The organism is Amazonocrinis nigriterrae CENA67, from assembly GCF_016056305.1.
In the GTDB taxonomy this organism is placed as follows: domain Bacteria; phylum Cyanobacteriota; class Cyanobacteriia; order Cyanobacteriales; family Nostocaceae; genus Amazonocrinis; species Amazonocrinis nigriterrae.
In genome coordinates this window covers 41,080-56,830 of the sequence record NZ_JAECZC010000016.1, presented here as the reverse complement: position 1 = coordinate 56,830, position 15,751 = coordinate 41,080, and the positions used below count along the sequence as shown (strand labels likewise).

14 protein-coding genes and 1 pseudogene are annotated in these 15,751 nt (G+C 41.2%); 3 read left to right on the top strand and 12 right to left on the bottom strand.

Annotated features, from left to right (window positions below):
- Positions 1–222: 222 nt before the first annotated feature.
- Positions 223–1,080, top strand: a complete 858-nt coding sequence (locus I8748_RS11400; RefSeq protein WP_198124693.1) for an alpha/beta fold hydrolase — start codon at positions 223–225, stop codon at positions 1,078–1,080.
- Between the two features lie 196 nt (positions 1,081–1,276).
- On the opposite strand, the gene I8748_RS11395 is transcribed toward I8748_RS11400, so the two are convergent.
- The 5 genes from I8748_RS11395 to carA form a co-directional block, all read right to left on the bottom strand.
- Positions 1,277–1,579, bottom strand: coding sequence for a DUF1816 domain-containing protein (locus I8748_RS11395; RefSeq protein WP_198124692.1), 303 nt, complete (start codon positions 1,577–1,579; stop codon positions 1,277–1,279).
- A gap of 98 nt (positions 1,580–1,677) precedes the next feature.
- Positions 1,678–2,646 (bottom strand): 23S rRNA (guanosine(2251)-2'-O)-methyltransferase RlmB, encoded by a 969-nt coding sequence (gene rlmB / locus I8748_RS11390; RefSeq protein WP_198124691.1) that lies wholly within the window; start codon positions 2,644–2,646, stop codon positions 1,678–1,680.
- A gap of 96 nt (positions 2,647–2,742) precedes the next feature.
- Complete coding sequence (locus tag I8748_RS11385; protein WP_198124690.1) at positions 2,743–3,222, bottom strand: Mini-ribonuclease 3; 480 nt, start codon at positions 3,220–3,222, stop codon at positions 2,743–2,745.
- Between the two features lie 814 nt (positions 3,223–4,036).
- Positions 4,037–4,438, bottom strand: a complete 402-nt coding sequence (locus I8748_RS11380; RefSeq protein WP_198124763.1) for an STAS domain-containing protein — start codon at positions 4,436–4,438, stop codon at positions 4,037–4,039.
- A 101-nt stretch (positions 4,439–4,539) separates the two neighbouring features.
- Positions 4,540–5,706 carry a glutamine-hydrolyzing carbamoyl-phosphate synthase small subunit gene (carA, locus tag I8748_RS11375; RefSeq protein WP_198124689.1) on the bottom strand — a complete coding sequence of 389 codons (1,167 nt, stop codon included), beginning with the start codon at positions 5,704–5,706 and terminating at the stop codon, positions 4,540–4,542.
- Between the two features lie 441 nt (positions 5,707–6,147).
- Here carA and I8748_RS11370 point away from each other — a divergent pair, with 441 nt between their 5' ends.
- Positions 6,148–7,203, top strand: a complete 1,056-nt coding sequence (locus I8748_RS11370; protein WP_198124688.1) for a retropepsin-like aspartic protease family protein — start codon at positions 6,148–6,150, stop codon at positions 7,201–7,203.
- On the opposite strand, the gene trpD is transcribed toward I8748_RS11370, so the two are convergent.
- From trpD to tcmP, 4 genes are all read right to left on the bottom strand, one after another.
- Positions 7,133–8,278: an anthranilate phosphoribosyltransferase gene (gene trpD / locus I8748_RS11365; RefSeq protein WP_198124687.1), complete on the bottom strand. Its 1,146-nt coding sequence runs from the start codon at positions 8,276–8,278 to the stop codon at positions 7,133–7,135. The genes I8748_RS11370 and trpD overlap by 71 nt on opposite strands.
- Positions 8,279–8,645: 367 nt before the next feature.
- Positions 8,646–9,530 (bottom strand): DNA adenine methylase, encoded by an 885-nt coding sequence (locus tag I8748_RS11360; RefSeq protein ID WP_198124686.1) that lies wholly within the window; start codon positions 9,528–9,530, stop codon positions 8,646–8,648.
- A gap of 27 nt (positions 9,531–9,557) precedes the next feature.
- Entirely contained in the window at positions 9,558–10,298 is a 741-nt protein-coding gene (locus tag I8748_RS11355; protein ID WP_198124685.1) for a DUF5131 family protein, read from the bottom strand.
- Positions 10,299–10,330: 32 nt separating this feature from the next.
- A complete protein-coding gene (gene tcmP / locus I8748_RS11350; RefSeq protein WP_198124684.1) occupies positions 10,331–11,632 on the bottom strand; it encodes a three-Cys-motif partner protein TcmP in 1,302 nt (433 codons plus the stop codon).
- Positions 11,633–11,904: 272 nt separating this feature from the next.
- On the opposite strand from tcmP, the pseudogene I8748_RS11345 reads away from it, so the two are divergent.
- Positions 11,905–12,180, top strand: a pseudogene (locus I8748_RS11345) (cytochrome b/b6 domain-containing protein); the annotation flags it as partial.
- A gap of 99 nt (positions 12,181–12,279) precedes the next feature.
- Here the strand turns inward: I8748_RS11345 and I8748_RS11340 are convergent.
- The 3 genes from I8748_RS11340 to I8748_RS11330 all read right to left on the bottom strand — a co-directional run bounded on the left by I8748_RS11340 (position 12,280) and on the right by I8748_RS11330 (position 15,666).
- Positions 12,280–13,842: a sodium:solute symporter family transporter gene (locus I8748_RS11340; RefSeq protein ID WP_198124683.1), complete on the bottom strand. Its 1,563-nt coding sequence runs from the start codon at positions 13,840–13,842 to the stop codon at positions 12,280–12,282.
- A gap of 65 nt (positions 13,843–13,907) precedes the next feature.
- Entirely contained in the window at positions 13,908–14,183 is a 276-nt protein-coding gene (locus tag I8748_RS11335) for a DUF485 domain-containing protein (protein WP_198124682.1), read from the bottom strand.
- Between the two features lie 394 nt (positions 14,184–14,577).
- A complete protein-coding gene (locus I8748_RS11330; protein WP_198124681.1) occupies positions 14,578–15,666 on the bottom strand; it encodes a hypothetical protein in 1,089 nt (362 codons plus the stop codon).
- Positions 15,667–15,751 lie beyond the last annotated feature (85 nt).

Sequence of the window (15,751 nt, the reverse complement as noted above, 5' to 3'; positions counted from 1 at the left end):
CATGGGGTATGCCCTATTTCCAAGCGAATTAGTTAAAATTAGAAACTTGAGAATATATAGGGACTCTTATTTGATTTTTGAATAAACGACCTACTCCTCGAAAACACTAATTCCCTACTCCCTACTCCCTGCCCACACAAGTAAGTTCAAAAATCAAAGCAGATTACTATAGACTCAAGGTGTCATAGAACATTTGTTCGGTAGACAGGAGAACGGGAAGTGATGAGCGATCGCTTTACTCAGACTACATCAACTACTGCACGTCTTAACGTGTATATCCAAGGTAAAGGCTTCCCGATTCTGGCTTTACACGGTCATCCTGGTTCGGGTCGTAGTCTTTCTGTATTTACCAATCATTTATCAAAGCGTTACCAAACTTTCGCCCCTGATTTGCGTGGATACGGCAAAAGTCGTTTTAATGGCATTTTTGAAATGTACGAGCATTTAGATGACTTAGAGGCGCTGCTAGACCGCTTTGGGATTGAAAAATGCCTCTTACTAGGGTGGTCGCTTGGTGGGATTTTAGCTATGGAACTAGCACTACGCCTACCACAACGTGTCACTGGTTTGATTTTGGTGGCTACAGCGGCTAGACCTCGTGGTAACCATCCCCCAGTTACTTGGCAGGATAATTTTTATACTGGTGCTGCTGCACTTTTAAACTCTATTAATCCGAGTTGGCAGTGGAATAGGGAGACTTTTGGCAAGCGATCGCTCTTTCGCTATCTGATCCAACAGCATACACCCACTGCTTATAATTACATTGCCAAGGAAGCAATGCGGGCTTATTTGCAAACCTCTCCTACTGCAACTCGTGCCCTTTATACTGCCCTGCGCGCTGGGTACGATAGACTAAAAGACCTACAGCAAATTGACTGCCCTAGTTTGGTACTCGCTGGCGCCCAAGACCGCCACATTACGGCTGAGTCTAGCTTAGAAACTGCTCAATATCTCAAAAATAGCCAGTGGGTTTGTTATCCTAATACCGCTCATCTGTTTCCGTGGGAGATCCCCCAGCAGGTACTAGGCGATATTGACCGTTGGCTAGAAGAGCATCCTCAAGTGATTGGTAGTCAATAGTCAATGGTCAATAGTCATTGGTCATTGATCATTAGTCATTAGTCATTAGTCATTGGTCAAGAGTTTTTGACTAATGACTCCTAACTCCTAACTCCTAACTCCTAACTCCTAACTCCTAACTCCTAACTCCTAACTCCTAACTCCTAACTCCTAACTCCTAACTCCTAACTCTTGACTATTGACTTTCGTGCCTTACCTACATCTGACCGCTAAAGACAGGCTTTACTTTGCGGTCAATCCTTTCCCCCAAGTCTTCAGCAATTGTCAAATTATTAGGTTTACAACGCTTCACATTTACTAATATTCCTTGCGCTCCTTCTATTTCCAAGTCTTCCACATATCCTTTGATTGCGACTTTGGCATCAGAAGAACTCAGGAATGGCCCAAAGTAGTAGGTGCAACGGGGATTTTGTGTAACAATCTCTACCCACCAAGCCAAGCCGAAATTGTTAAATGTACTAATTAAAGCTTCTTTCAGGTTATCCCAAATTGTTTTCATGGTTGTTACCGATTTATCAACGTGGTACTGAGTGTTAAACGATAAATTTTGCTGTTTTTTTTGATTTACATTTCTTTATACTCTGTTCCTCTTATTTTTCAAAGAGGTTTTTGTAACTTATCTAAGTACAAAGTGTTTAACGACCGTTGGCGATAAATCTCATAAAGTGCCATACCTGCGGCTACTGAGGCATTGAGGCTAGGGGTCTTACCCAGCAGGGGAATTGATACCAATACATCGCAGGAGCGTTGTGTTAACATACTCAGACCTTCCCCTTCAGACCCAACTACCAAAACGATGGGGCCTCTGAAACTGACTGTATGCAGGGGTTCGCTACCAGTGGTGGCGGTGCCATAAATCCAAAAGCCTGCTTCTTTCAATTCTTCTAAAGCGCGGCTGAGGTTAATGACTCTAGCTACAGGAAAATTTTCTAAAGCACCTGCTGCCACTTTGACCACGGTAGAAGTGATTCCAGCAGCCCTTCTTTGGGGAATAACCAATCCTTGAGCGCCTATTGCTTCAGCAGTGCGAATAATTGCTCCCAAGTTGTGGGGATCGGTGATGCCGTCAGCTACGACAATCACAGGTTCAGTGACTGATTTGGCCTGTTCAATCAGATCTGGTAATTCGATGTAGTCGTAGGGGGCAATTTGTGCTGCTACACCTTGGTGATTGGCACCGCTGGTAATTTGGTCTAAGCGCTTGGGTTCTACTTCATCAATGACTGTGCCATTGTCCTTAGCTTGGAGGATGAGATGATGAAAGCGGGGATCGTAGCGCAGGCGGGGGGTAATCCAGATGCGGTTGAGACCCCGTTGATTTTCTAAGGCACTCAAAACTGGATGGCGACCGTAGATCAAATCGCTATCTTCTGCGGGTTTCGTGATTGGAGATGAATGAGAAAACTGACGATTTGGGCGTGGATTGTTTAATACTGGTTTTCTATCTCCATCCCTGTGTTTGGGGCTGGGAAGAGAATTAGCAACCACGGGCTTGCTTTTAATTTTCACAGGTTGCCCACGGTTTGGTTCGCCAGAAGTCTTAATTTTTCTTGGTTTATTCGACATAATAAGTTTTGAGTATAGCTGAGGGATGGGCTTCCCGATTCAAAGAATTTATCAGGACACACTGCTGATTTTCCCGTCGTGAGATGGAGTTACTAACTATTTCTCTAGATGAAGTTGTTGCAACAGTTCAGTTAAACGCTGGGAATCGGTGAGATACAGGTAGCCAATTAAAGTTTCTAGACTAGTTGCTTGTTGATAAATTTCGGGATCAACCCGTTTTGGACGCCTTGTGGCAGCATTACGACCCCGCCTGACAATTTCTAATTCGGTTTGCCTAAGATGAGGGATCAGCGATCGCAAATGTAGCGCCTGTGTTTCCGCTCTGACCTGTGCTACTACTAGATGGTGGTAGTTTTCTATTCGTTGCAATGGCAATAGATAAGACATTCTAACATACAGTTCATAAATTGCATCTCCCAAATATGCTAAAGCCGCAGGGGAAATTTGTTGCAGTTGTGTCTGGGAAATCTGTTGTGCTAATGGCACTGTATTTGCACTGAATGCTTGGGTTAAAGATGAATCTAGCTTGGGAGCTTCATCTTGTCCACCTAATAGCTCTTCCTCCTTTGACTTCACAAGTTAATCATTCCTTAGCGGGCTATATATATTTAGAAGGCATCTTCAGATAGATTTATTTTTACTGAAGCAGGCTATATTGATATACCTGGCATAATCAACACTATCAAAATTGCTGACTAAATTTTATCTTTTTTAACTGGAAATTTGTACTCAGGATTAATCTGTTTTCTAGAACTACCAGACGGTTTTGCTATTTCTTCGGTCTGGCGACCGAACAGGGTGGCTTTCTAAGTTGACGAGGCACTGCGTAGCAAGGAGACTCGCGTAGGCGGGTCTTACCTGTTGAGCGCATCTGCTGTCAAATGCCATCATAGGGCATTTTTTCAAATATTTCATTTTCTCGTTATGGTAGTAAATTCCCTAACCATCTAACTTGACAAATAGTCGTTTGAAATCTCAAATATCTAAATAAAGTAACAATATAAATAATTTGTTACGCTGGTGTAAATTAAAAACGCCTCTTGTTCCGTAATGGTTTTAAGAATTGTCCCAAATCATGCTTTTGGAACTATCACGAAATTACAAGGGTTTTAATACTTAATTCACATTCAAAGTTTGTCGGTTGTTCCTATCCGCAAGCCATACTTTTTCGATTGATAGCTAGAGGCTACGCTGCTATTCAATAAGTGTATTCATTCTTAATTTTGTCTAATTGAGATAAATTTAGTCCCTGAGGGCGTATGCTGATATTGAGAGCTGCTGGCTTTTGTGCCTCTCCCACGAGGAGAGAGGTTGTCTGCCAGCGTTTCTACAAATTAAGCTACCCAGATAAGACATTCCGATAGCTAACTTGATCTCTCCAGTCAAGCGATCAAGCCTGGTTGATGTTTTCTAGAGCTACCTCAACTGAGGCTTGCAGCGCGAGAAACTTCTCTAAGCGAACAAGCTTGACCGTCTGAGTGACTCGGGGATTTGAAACAATTTGCAAGGTGCCGCCGCCATTTTGAGCCTTCTTGGCTAATTGCACCAGAGCACCCAAGCCAGAGCTATCAACGAAGTCAATCTTTGAGAGATCCAGAATAATATGCTTTGGACCCTCCTCAACTTTGCTTTCAAGTACCTTGCGAAACGTAGGCTCAGAAAAAGCATCTAACAAACCTGTGAGGCGGAATAGCTGACAGTTATCCCGGACTTCACGAGTGCCTCTCAGGCTCACGGTTAGATTAAGTGGCTCAGCAATAATTCCCTCCTCATCGTTAAAGTGAACGCTCAAGTATAGATGGTTTTTGTGCTTTTTGTCTACAACCGGCTGGGGGATTGGGAATTGGGCATTGGCAATTGCCAATGCCCAATTCCCCAGTCCCCATTCCCTTTTTAACTTACCTTGGCTGTTGCCCCATGTCTTGCGGCTCGCATTGCTTGCACAAACTCTTCAAACAAGTAATCAGCATCGTGAGGGCCGGGACTGGCTTCTGGATGATACTGTACAGAGAAGATGGGCAAGGACTTGTGACGTACCCCAGCAACGGTGCGATCGTTGAGGTTGAGGTGGCTAATTTCCACAACTGCTGTTGGTAAAGAATCTGGGTCGATGGCAAAGCTGTGGTTTTGGCTGGTAATTTCTATCCTTTGCTGTAAACCCGCAGGCTGATTTAAACCCCGATGTCCAAATTTGAGTTTAAAAGTTTCTGCTCCAAGGGCATGACCCAAAATTTGGTGTCCCATACAAATACCAAAGATGGGTTTTTGGCTTTGAAGCAGGGCTTTGGTAGTTTCAATTCCCTCGGTGACAGCAGCCGGATCGCCAGGGCCATTGGAAAGAAAAATACCATCTGGATTGTAGTTGAGAATTTCCTCTGGTGGTGTATCGGCAGGAACAACTATCACTTTGCAACCGTAACTTGCTAGGCGACGCAAAATGTTACGTTTCACGCCAAAGTCAACGGCAACAACGGTAAAGGATTCCCCAAGGTTAGCGATGGGCTGTGAATTGAACTCCCAAGTGGGAATTGTGGGATCTGACCATTGATAAACTTTGGGGGTGGTGACTTCCCGAACCAAATTTAATCCCGCCATGCTAGGAGCTGCTTGTACCTGCTCTAGCAACTCAGCTTCATCCAAAATTGTTGTGGAAATGCCACCGTTCATGGCTCCGAACATACGAATTTTGCGGGTGAGGGCACGAGTATCGATGCCGTAGATCCCTGGTATTTGGTGCTGTTTGAGGTAGTCAGGCAAAGATTGTGTTGAGCGCCAGTTGCTGGGTTGATGACAAATATTACGAGCGATCGCGCCCCGCACTTGTGGTCGTTCTGATTCTTCATCTTCTGGATTAACGCCAGTGTTCCCCAACTCGGGATAAGTAAAAATCACTATTTGACCGCAGTAACTAGGGTCAGTCAGCACTTCTTGGTATCCAGTCATGCCAGTGTTAAACACGACTTCCCCGATTGTGGTTCCCGTGGCACCGAAAGACCAACCGCGATAGGTGGTTCCATCTGCCAAGACAAGTAGAGCAGGTATTGCGTCAGTCAGGGACATAGGCGATAGATTAGGTATTGGGAATTGGGAATTGGGTATTGGGAATTGGGGAACCATTGCGGTGAGGCAGCCCCCGTCTTGGCGGTTTCCGTCGATGGGGGACTGCCGAACCCGGAGGGTCTTGGGGTCTCACGCCACTCCCTTTGGCTGTCGGGAGACCCGCCCACGGGGGTGGCTCCCCAAGTGGAGCAAATGGCGTCATTGGATATTGAGAAAACTCTTCCCTAGTCCCCAGTCCCTAGTCTCCAGTTAACAGTGAGCAGTCTTTAGTGACTATTTTAGTTAATACTGCGATCGCTAATTATCCCATGAGTTGAGAAATTTCGCGCTCTTTACGGAAATTAAGTAAAAATTAAGAATCAGAGTGCAAAATCTTTACAGGGGAATCGGTGGCGGAAGTGGATTTGCAGTCCCAATAGACAGGTAAAATTGAAATTAATTATGCGTCAGTCTTTTTTATCTCGTGCAGCCCTGGTTTTTCTCTCAAGTACTCTAGCAGTTCTGGCTGTTGCCTGTGGTGAAGATAAACAGACAACTGCGGTTCTTCGCAATCAACAGTCTGTGGTCAACGACAAGCCAGTAGTACCGCCTGTGGTAGAACCAGCAGCAGCGCCAGTCATGCCAAAACCGGAAGCTGTGCCACCGTTGGAATTAGCGCCAAACTTTTTTGAACTGGGATTAGATAAAGCAGCGGGTGCTGTGAGTATTAGCCAATCCGCTCAATCGCCAGATGATTGGAATTTGGTGGCAAGTCAATTTCAAGAAGCGATCGCGCTGATGAGAAAAATACGACGGCAAAGTCCCGAATTTGCGATCGCCCAAGTCAAAATTTCCGAATACCAGCGTAAGTACAAGTATGCCAAGAGCAAAGCTACTCCTAGCGATCAGGCGTTAGCAGAAACAGAACGACCACAGAAAGTAGTAGTTGTGGTTCCCCAGGCATCAACTGCACCCAAGGTGACTATACCCTTAGCTCCACCTGCACTCACAAAAGAACCAACAGCAAAACTGAACTCACCCTCACCAGAATTGCTCACCCCAGACAAAGAGGTATTTACAGCACCCATTAAACGGCGAGTTGGTGGAACCCCCATTGTAGAAGTGACTTTCAATGGTCGGCGCAAGTTCGATATGATTGTGGATACAGGAGCTAGTGGTAGTGTGATTACGCAACAGATGGCCCTTGATTTGGGTGTGATCCCAGTGGGAAAAGCCAAGGCCAATACCGCCAGTTCTAGGGCAGTGGAATTTCCCGTTGGCTATGTAGATTCGATGGCAGTTGGCGGAGTAGTGGTAAATAGATTACCAGTAGCGATCGCAGGTGGAGAACTCGAAACAGGACTTCTAGGACACGACTTTTTTGGTAATTATGATGTCACCATCAAACGCAATGTCGTAGAATTTCGCCCGCAATCGCGATCGCAAATCAATTCTGTAGAAACTGAACTAACTGCTCCAATTTCGCCCAAGCAGTACCGCTCTGGAGAATCTCCTTAGCTACAGTAACACCTTGAGCGTGATCCAGTAATGGGACTACACCCGCTACTTGCAGCGCCAACGATGCATTTAAAGCTACTGCGTCTTGTTGTGCAACAGTTCCCTTACCTTGCAGCACTGCCTTGAGAATCTTTGCGTTTTCCTGCACATCCCCACCCCGGAGTGCGCCAACAGTAGCATTTGTGACTCCCGCCTCTTCGGGATTCACGGTAGCTAACTGCACCTCACCTTCGGATAGAACTGCTAAATCAGTTAAATCTCCTAACCCCGCTTCATCGAGTTTTTCGCGTCCATGTACCACAATCGCTTTTTGTTTACCCAAATTGTTTAATGCTTGGGCAACCGTTGCCAAAAGTTTGGGAGTAAATAGCCCCACCACTTGCCCAGTGGGGCACAAAGGATTGACTAAAGGGCCGAGTAGGTTGAAGACAGTCCGCACCTTGAGAGTGCGCCGCAATGAGGCAACTGCTTTGAGTGCTGGATGCCAACCAGGGGCAAACAAAAAGGTGATCCCGACTTGTTGTAGTGCAGCTTGCACTTTCTCGCTGGGGGCAGTTAAGTTGACTCCTAAGGCTTCTAAAACATCGGCACTTCCTGTTAAGCTTGAGGCTGAACGATTGCCATGTTTAGCGACGGGTACACCATAGGCAGCAGCAACAAAGGCAACGGCTGTGGAAATATTAAAGGTTGATGAACCATCGCCGCCAGTACCACAGGTATCTATGATAGGGATTGGGGATTGGGGATTAGGGATTAGGGATTGGGTAAATTCTTGCCCAGTACCCAGTCCCCATTGCCCCTTATCCCCAGAGGGGGCCCCGAGTTCCCCAGTCCCCAACCTTGATTGAGATTGTAAGACAACAGCCATACCAGTCAACTCATCGGCAGAAACGCCTTTAAAGTTCAGTGCTGTTAAAATTGCTCCTGATAACTCTGGAGGAACCGCTTCAGTTAGCCATCCTTGCATCAATTCAGCGGCTTGGGTACGTGACAATGATTCACCATCTATTAATTGTTGCAGCAGGGTATACCAGCTAGTAGAGGATTCTTGAGCAGGGATCGGGGTAGTTGCCATAGCCAAAGTTTTTGTATGTTGTAGGGTGTAGCTACATTGAGGGGCATGGCAGCTATCCTACCGGAAAATTGGCAAGGAGCAAAGGTATAGTATTTTAGATTTTGGATGTTGGATTTTGGATTGCTAAAGAGTTTTTATTAATTGATTTTTACTTTCTATTTTTGGTAATCAATTTTTTATTGGTGTTATATTAGGTAGCAATTTTATCGAACCGCAGAGACGCAGAGGAGGACACTTGCGTGGGCGGGTTTCCCGACTTGAGGAGCCAGTGCGTTGCGGAGGTTCCCTCCGTTGTAGCAACTGGCGTCAAAGTGTCCGTCGCGCAGAGAGAGTAGAAAGATAGATTTCCACGAGTGATTTAGGATTGCTACATTTTCAATTCAAGGCTCATTTGAATTGGGTTATGCAAATTATTATTTTCTAGTTTTTTATTTCTATTTAATTGAATTTGGTAATTATTAATAAATAATTCTTTTCCTTTAGCAGCACCGCTCTGTTTATAGTTATTCATCCCATACTGCAATTCCCATTCTGAGATATTAGCCCATTGAAAGTTTTCTCGAATTTGGGGGGAATCGTCGTAAGTAATTAGCCAGTGATGATGACATTGTTTTAAAATTTCTGCAAATCTATGATGATCAAAGGACGTGTGTAAATTCCCGTCTTTTCCATACAGCCTTGATTTTGTAGCACTAAAATAGGGAGGATCTAAAAATAAAAATACATCTTCGCCTGCTTCAGTCAAGAGTTGGCTATAATCTAAATTAGTGATTTTTATATCTGGCAATAAAATATTTTCTAAGTTTTCTAGTCTTTCTATTGAAGAATCAGTAAATCTTTTTTTAAAAGCTTCCTGAGAATACCCACCTGATTCTACAGTTCCACTAAATGTAATTCTATTAAGAACGAAAAAGCGGACTGCTCTTTCTAAATCAGTTAAAGTATTTACATCCACAGTAGTTAATTCTGTAAATAGTATTTTACCATTGGTGTAGTTAAGCTTAATCTGGCGAATCTCTTTAACTAATTGAGCTATATCAGACTGTGCTAACTTCCAAAATAAGAATAGTTCACGGTTTAAATCATTAATCCAAATCTTCAAGTCAGGAAATTTTTGCTTTAAGTAGATAAATACAGAACCACCACCTACAAAAGGTTCCCTAAATTCTGAAAAATTATCTAGCAAGTATTCGACTATTTGATTGATTGCTTTTGATTTACCGCCAGGATACCGGAGAGGGCTTTTAAACATGAGTTGATAGCAACTATAAAAAAATTGTTAAAGGGACACTGGTGTATTATTGACATCTGCTATTTTAGGAAAATCATCCCAAGTTCTTCCATCTAGTTCTCTACCATATTTTTTCTTTTGAACTCCTCCCCATTGTTTAAAGAAAAACGGCACATTAGCTTGGATACACTGCTCTCTAATATCTCTCACCCATTCAACTTTCATTGGTCGAGCGCCCACTCCAGATTCTCCGCCAACGATAATCCAATGCAGATCATCCAAAGACAGTTTTAAAGAACCTAAAAGCGGCTCACAAGATAAAAACCTAATTTTTGCAGGAATCTCTTTTAAAATCTCACTTCTCCATACCCAAGCCTGAGATTCTATACTTACTCCAGCCCAAACGTTATTAGGCCATTCCTTCATACAGTTAGCTATTTCAAGCATTCGTTGTGGGCGTTTGGTTAATAATTGGAACTGATGCCAATGAGCCTCTTTCATAACATAAAATACTTTTTTGATAAATTCCTCTGGAATATCATCAAGGAATAAATCACTCATAGAATTAACAAAGATTAACCGAGGTTTCTTCCATGAAAGAGGCATTGTTAGTCTTTCATTCCAAGTTCTTACATCAAAGCCCTGTTCATAAGGATGACCAGAAATTCCCCGCCATCTCTCTGCAAAACGTTCTGCGTAACAATGGTAACAACCAGGGCTAATTTTATGACAGCCAGTAGTAGGATTCCATGTAGCTTCAGTCCATTCTATTGTTGAAGATACTGACATAAAATTTTGCTCAACAAAAAATCAATGTTATTTTAATACCATTGTACTAGTTTAATGTAATTATTTAAAGTTAAGTTACCTCTGACTCCCAAATCTCTGGCTTCTATAATCTTCTCATTATAAAGATTTAACAGAATTTCTCTATATTTGGCTCTACTGAGATAACCAAGGTTAGCAACTTCAAGAATAATTAGTGTTATTACCTCTTTCAATGTCATCCAATCTTTATTTTTTTCTCGTAAAATATCAATTATTTTAGGTTTAATCTGCAAAATTCGCTCATAATTTTGACGTTCCCATGCTTGAGAAAGAAATTTATGGTTACTTCCACTTTTGTCAACCTCAAAAAATAACAATTCATTTTCTTTACAGAAGAATTCATTTAAAAACTCACCGAAAGCTTTTTGAGGATGGTTACTACCAACTACAATATGGTACTGCGGTCTAGTATCGTTATATTCTTCCTTTACCTCAAAACTAGCCACTCCTTTAAAGCTGCTTTCCTTTTGAAGCCTAGACTTAAAATATTCAAGTGCCCATCTTTCAAACTTTTGCTTCTCCTCTTGATCTTGGTATTCGAGCCATTTTGGTTTCCAGTCTGAATCTGAGTTATGACCTAATAATTTGGTTAAGTTTTCTGTATATGTTTCAGCAGTTTTATGATCCTTATCATTTTTATATGTTGTTTTATAAAAACCTGCATTGCGAGCAACTGCACGATTATGAAACAGTAGAAATAATTCACCTTTATATTGACTGACATAATCGGCGATAGAACATATTTGCTCAAAGGTTACTCCTTTAACTCCAAAAGCGTCCAGAAAAAATAATGTTGGATATTTGCCTAATTCATTCATTATTTGAGCCAATACTTTATCAAATCTTTGAGGTTCATAAATTTTATAGGGCAATCCTTCACCTATGAAACTACAGTTACTCTTGAGTTTTTGGTTGAGGTCTTTGTCTTCCTCAGTAAAAAAACATCTTAAAGTAACGCGCCCTTCAGCACTAAATATTTTTGAACATTTAAGGGCTATCAAAGGTGAACCATCAGTATCTAAAAACTCAGTTTTGTATCTTTGCCAGAAATTGGAATTATCCACAAAATATTCAATACCAATTCCTTCATCATATTTGCCAGCACCAGCAAAACCATCTACATAGTTAATATACATAGATTGATAGGGTTTGTTACCACCGAGATTATAACAATGAGCCTGTATATATCTGAGCATGATCCGATGTTTAGCTGCTGACCAAGATCTTTTACGAGTGAAAAATTTATTTGAATCTTCTGGTTGTTCATCAAATAGAGATAGTTGTTTTACAGACATTGCTGAACCTCAGTAAGTAAAAAATATCTGGTAGCTTTGTCCTAGATTAGCAAATGCAAGCAAAATTGGTAAAAAATGCAATAAGTTCCCAAAAAGTAGCGTAATGAGCAAAAGATTACCCACCCTGAACATTTTTCTTGATTAATTCGTGCATAAACCCGTAAACAACTAATCTAGGGTAGGCAAAGCCCACCATGTCCAGGTTCTGGTAGACAAATTATTTCTTCTTGTCTGGTTAAAATTGTCTCAAGGAAGCTACTGAGGGTATTTCCATGTCTCGTTCTGCATCCTATCAACTTTTGTTGTTACGAATTCTTCATGACGTAAGTATAATTTTAGTAATTGCAGCAATTATTACAGGATTTTTAGTTTACAACAGTTATGATGGCAGGTTTGGCAAGTTACCAATTCCTGCAATCGGGGAAATTCAAGACATTCACGGAACCTTGGCTTTATTTTTATTGCTTGTATTACCAGCTTTTGCACTGTATAGCTTTCATGCTGGATACAAACGCCTCCTACAACCAGATTCTTTACCGAACATCTCTTTTGCTTGTAATTCAAATTGCAGCCAAAAATAAAAGCCCTCTAAAGAGGACTTGAGATGATATAAAAGGTTCTTTTAAGTTAAGTTGATCTATATACTTTTAGGAACCAAGATGAATACGATTTTCAACTTCTGCAAATTTTTCTTCTGCCTGTTGTTCTTTACTGAGTAGCGATACAACAATAGCGACAATAAAAGCCAACGGGATGGTAATTAATCCGGGATTTTTTAAAGGAAAAGGTGCTGTAGCGTGCTTGAGAATTGTTACTTGAATAGTAGGAGAAAAGTAAATCAATACTAAAGCGCAAACAGTACCTACCACCATACTCGCTACTGCACCATTGGTTGTAAAACGTCGCCACAGCATTGAAAGTAACAAAGCTGGAAAATTGGCACTTGCAGCGATCGCAAACGCTAATCCTACCATATAAGCAACGTTTTGCCCCTTGAATAGGATACCTAACAGTATTGCTATTAACCCTAAAAGCATTGTTGCACCGCGAGCAACCTTCAGTTGTTCTGACTCATCAGCATGGCCCGATCGCACTACATTCACCCATAAATCATGAGATAATGCGGCTGCACCTGATAGTGTCAACCCTGCGACTACTGCCAAGATTGTTGCAAAGGAAACGGCTGCAATAAATCCTAAGAAAGCATCTCCACCTAGAAATTCTGCTAACATTGGCGCAGCCATATTACCACCAGTACCTATTTGCTTGATTCCATCTTGACCTACCAGTACCATTGCACCAAAACCTAAAATAAAGGTCATAAGATAAAAGAAACCAATCAAAGCTGTGGCGTAAGTAACAGAAATCCGTGCTGTTTTGGCATCAGGTACTGTGTAGAAACGCATTAGGATATGGGGTAGTCCAGCTGTGCCAAACATCAACGACATTCCCAATGATATAGCATCAAGGGGATCTGAAACTTGCTTACCAGGGGCTAATACGCCTGTATATTTATCAGCAGCAGCGGCGAATAAAGCCAATGGATTGAAGTGAAATTGGGCTAATACTAAAACAGTCAATAAAATCGTTCCACCTAACAATAGAACTGCCTTAATAATTTGTACCCAAGTAGTAGCAATCATTCCACCGAAAATCACATAAGCCATCATTACACAACCAACGATGACTACAGCCAATTCATAATCAAAGCCAAATAATAACTTGATCAGTTCTCCAGCACCTACCATTTGAGCAATTAGATAAAAGCTGATTACTGCTAATGTTCCAATAGCTGCTGCAATCCTTACAGGCTTTTGTTGCAGTCGATAAGCTACCACATCTGCAAAAGTGTATTTTCCTAGATTTCGTAGTGGTTCTGCAATCAAAAACATTACAATTGGCCAGCCAACAAGAAACCCAATGGAGTAAATTAAACCATCAAAACCATTTAATGCTACCAGTCCAGCAATGCCTAAAAAACTAGCTGCGCTCATGAAGTCTCCCGCTAAAGCTAGCCCATTTTGAAAACCGCTAATCCCTCCACCAGCTGTGTAGAAGTGGGATGTACTTTTAGTGAGTTTTGCTGCCCAATAAGTAATACCAAGAGAAGTCGCTACAAATAGAAAAAAGAAACTGATCGCTAACGGGTTAAAGCGTCCAAAACTACTAATATCTGCTACCATTAGCAGAGTTGAACATAAATTAGTCATGCTCATGTTAGGTTTGATTAGATTTGATATTTTGTATTTGGCATTAAAGATTGATCATCAGTAACTCACTTATCTATCAGCTTGGCAACTTTGTTGTCATAATAATTATTTGCCCAGCGCACATAGATAAAAATTAGCACCCATGCTGAGATAATCACCAGCACTCCTAATAAAATTCCTAAACTTAGTCCAGGCAACACTAATGAACCCAACAAAGGTTTATTAAATGCAATTAGTAAGATAAAACCAAAGTAAATAAACATCATGGCTGCACTCAAGATTAAGGATACTTGCCAGCGTTTAGCTGCAAGACTTTCAAGAGCCTTTGCACGATCATTCATATCTTTTTTTACCTTGATTAAAGCTCAGATTATCTCATTTAAACTGACTTTATATCCAATTTTCTTAAAAAATATTAGTAATTATAGAGCTACAAAAAAATTATATTAAAAATTAATAAGATAATTAAAATATGTTGAAAGTCGCATATATATTTATTTTGTCATAGCAGTTCTAACTTTTAGGACTGACACACTGAGGTCTATAAAGATAAAAGGTGATGACTCTGTTGGTTTTTCATCAGAGTCATCACCTTGATCACAACAAATAGACGAACATTTCAGTCAATGTAATGTTCGACAATATCTTAACAGATGTATTGGCTATTACATAGAAAATTGTTATTTATTAATAATTCTTACATTACTTCTGTTCTGGACTTAAACATAATATAAACTAGCGTGATGAGCGAAAAATAACGCGCCCTGGAAATTCTTCTTGATTAATTCGTGCATACACTCGTAGACAAGTTAAAACTTCTCCAGGAACGCCACCACATTCTAGTTGCAAATCATCTTTTGCTAAAGCACAAATATCAGCATAAAGTCCTGATAATTGACGAATCCGCACATCATGACCAGCTTTAATAGCCCTGTCGGCTACTTTTTTTAATATTCGCCGTGATTCTTGTTGCAGCTTACCCCACCAAGAATAACGTTCTGCTGGTGGGACAAAAACTAAAGAGTGTATAGCTTCATCCATATCTATCCAAGCACGGAGAGTTAAAAGCGGATCGGCATTTTCCTCTGCTTTTAAGGTACGTTGAAAGCGGTCTGTTAAAGCATCAATATATAGCGATCGCTGTTCTGGTTTAGAATATAAACTAATAACGTCAAAACTAAAAACGCTCTTTAAAGCATGATGTAAATCTGGGTCTATCTCAATAAAATTAATATAAGTAAGCAGTAACCCAGCTAGTAAATCTATATCTTCAGAAGCAAAATCTTGAGTAATTTTAGAATTTAAAAGTGCTTGTTTAGATAAACACAAACCCTTAGCTTGTACAGTTCCACTTAGTCCAGGATAAATAATTTCATCCCGAATAAAAGGAAGTTCATAAACGTATGAATTATCCTGCATTGCACCAGCTGACTGTGCCATTTCCAAAGCACGCTGTTGCCAAGATGTAGCCAGTTCTTCAGGAACTCTTAGCAGCTTGCATTGAATTTCGTTCCACAATTCCGAGTCTGTCTGACTTTGCAGTGAGGAACTTCCAAGATAATAACTGAGTTCTGAATCAGAATCAAAAGCATCGCGCAGATGATTTAACTTGATCTCATCTGATGCTAAATAAACCTCCTCATCTACAGGCTGCAACAAGCTATGGAGTTCTTCCAACACCTCATCACATACCTTAGCCCCTGGATCTAAAGGTAATTGTGTGCGAGCCTGATTTAAAGTAGCCTCTAGTCCATGCAAACTAAACCGCAATAACCTGGCTAACTCCGAATTTTCTATCTTCAATAACTTACTTAAATCCTGCATGAATATCACCTTCTTTATCTCACGCAAAGGCGCAAAGGCGCTAAGAAAAGCTTTGCGTCTTTGCGACTTTGCGTGAGGTAATTCT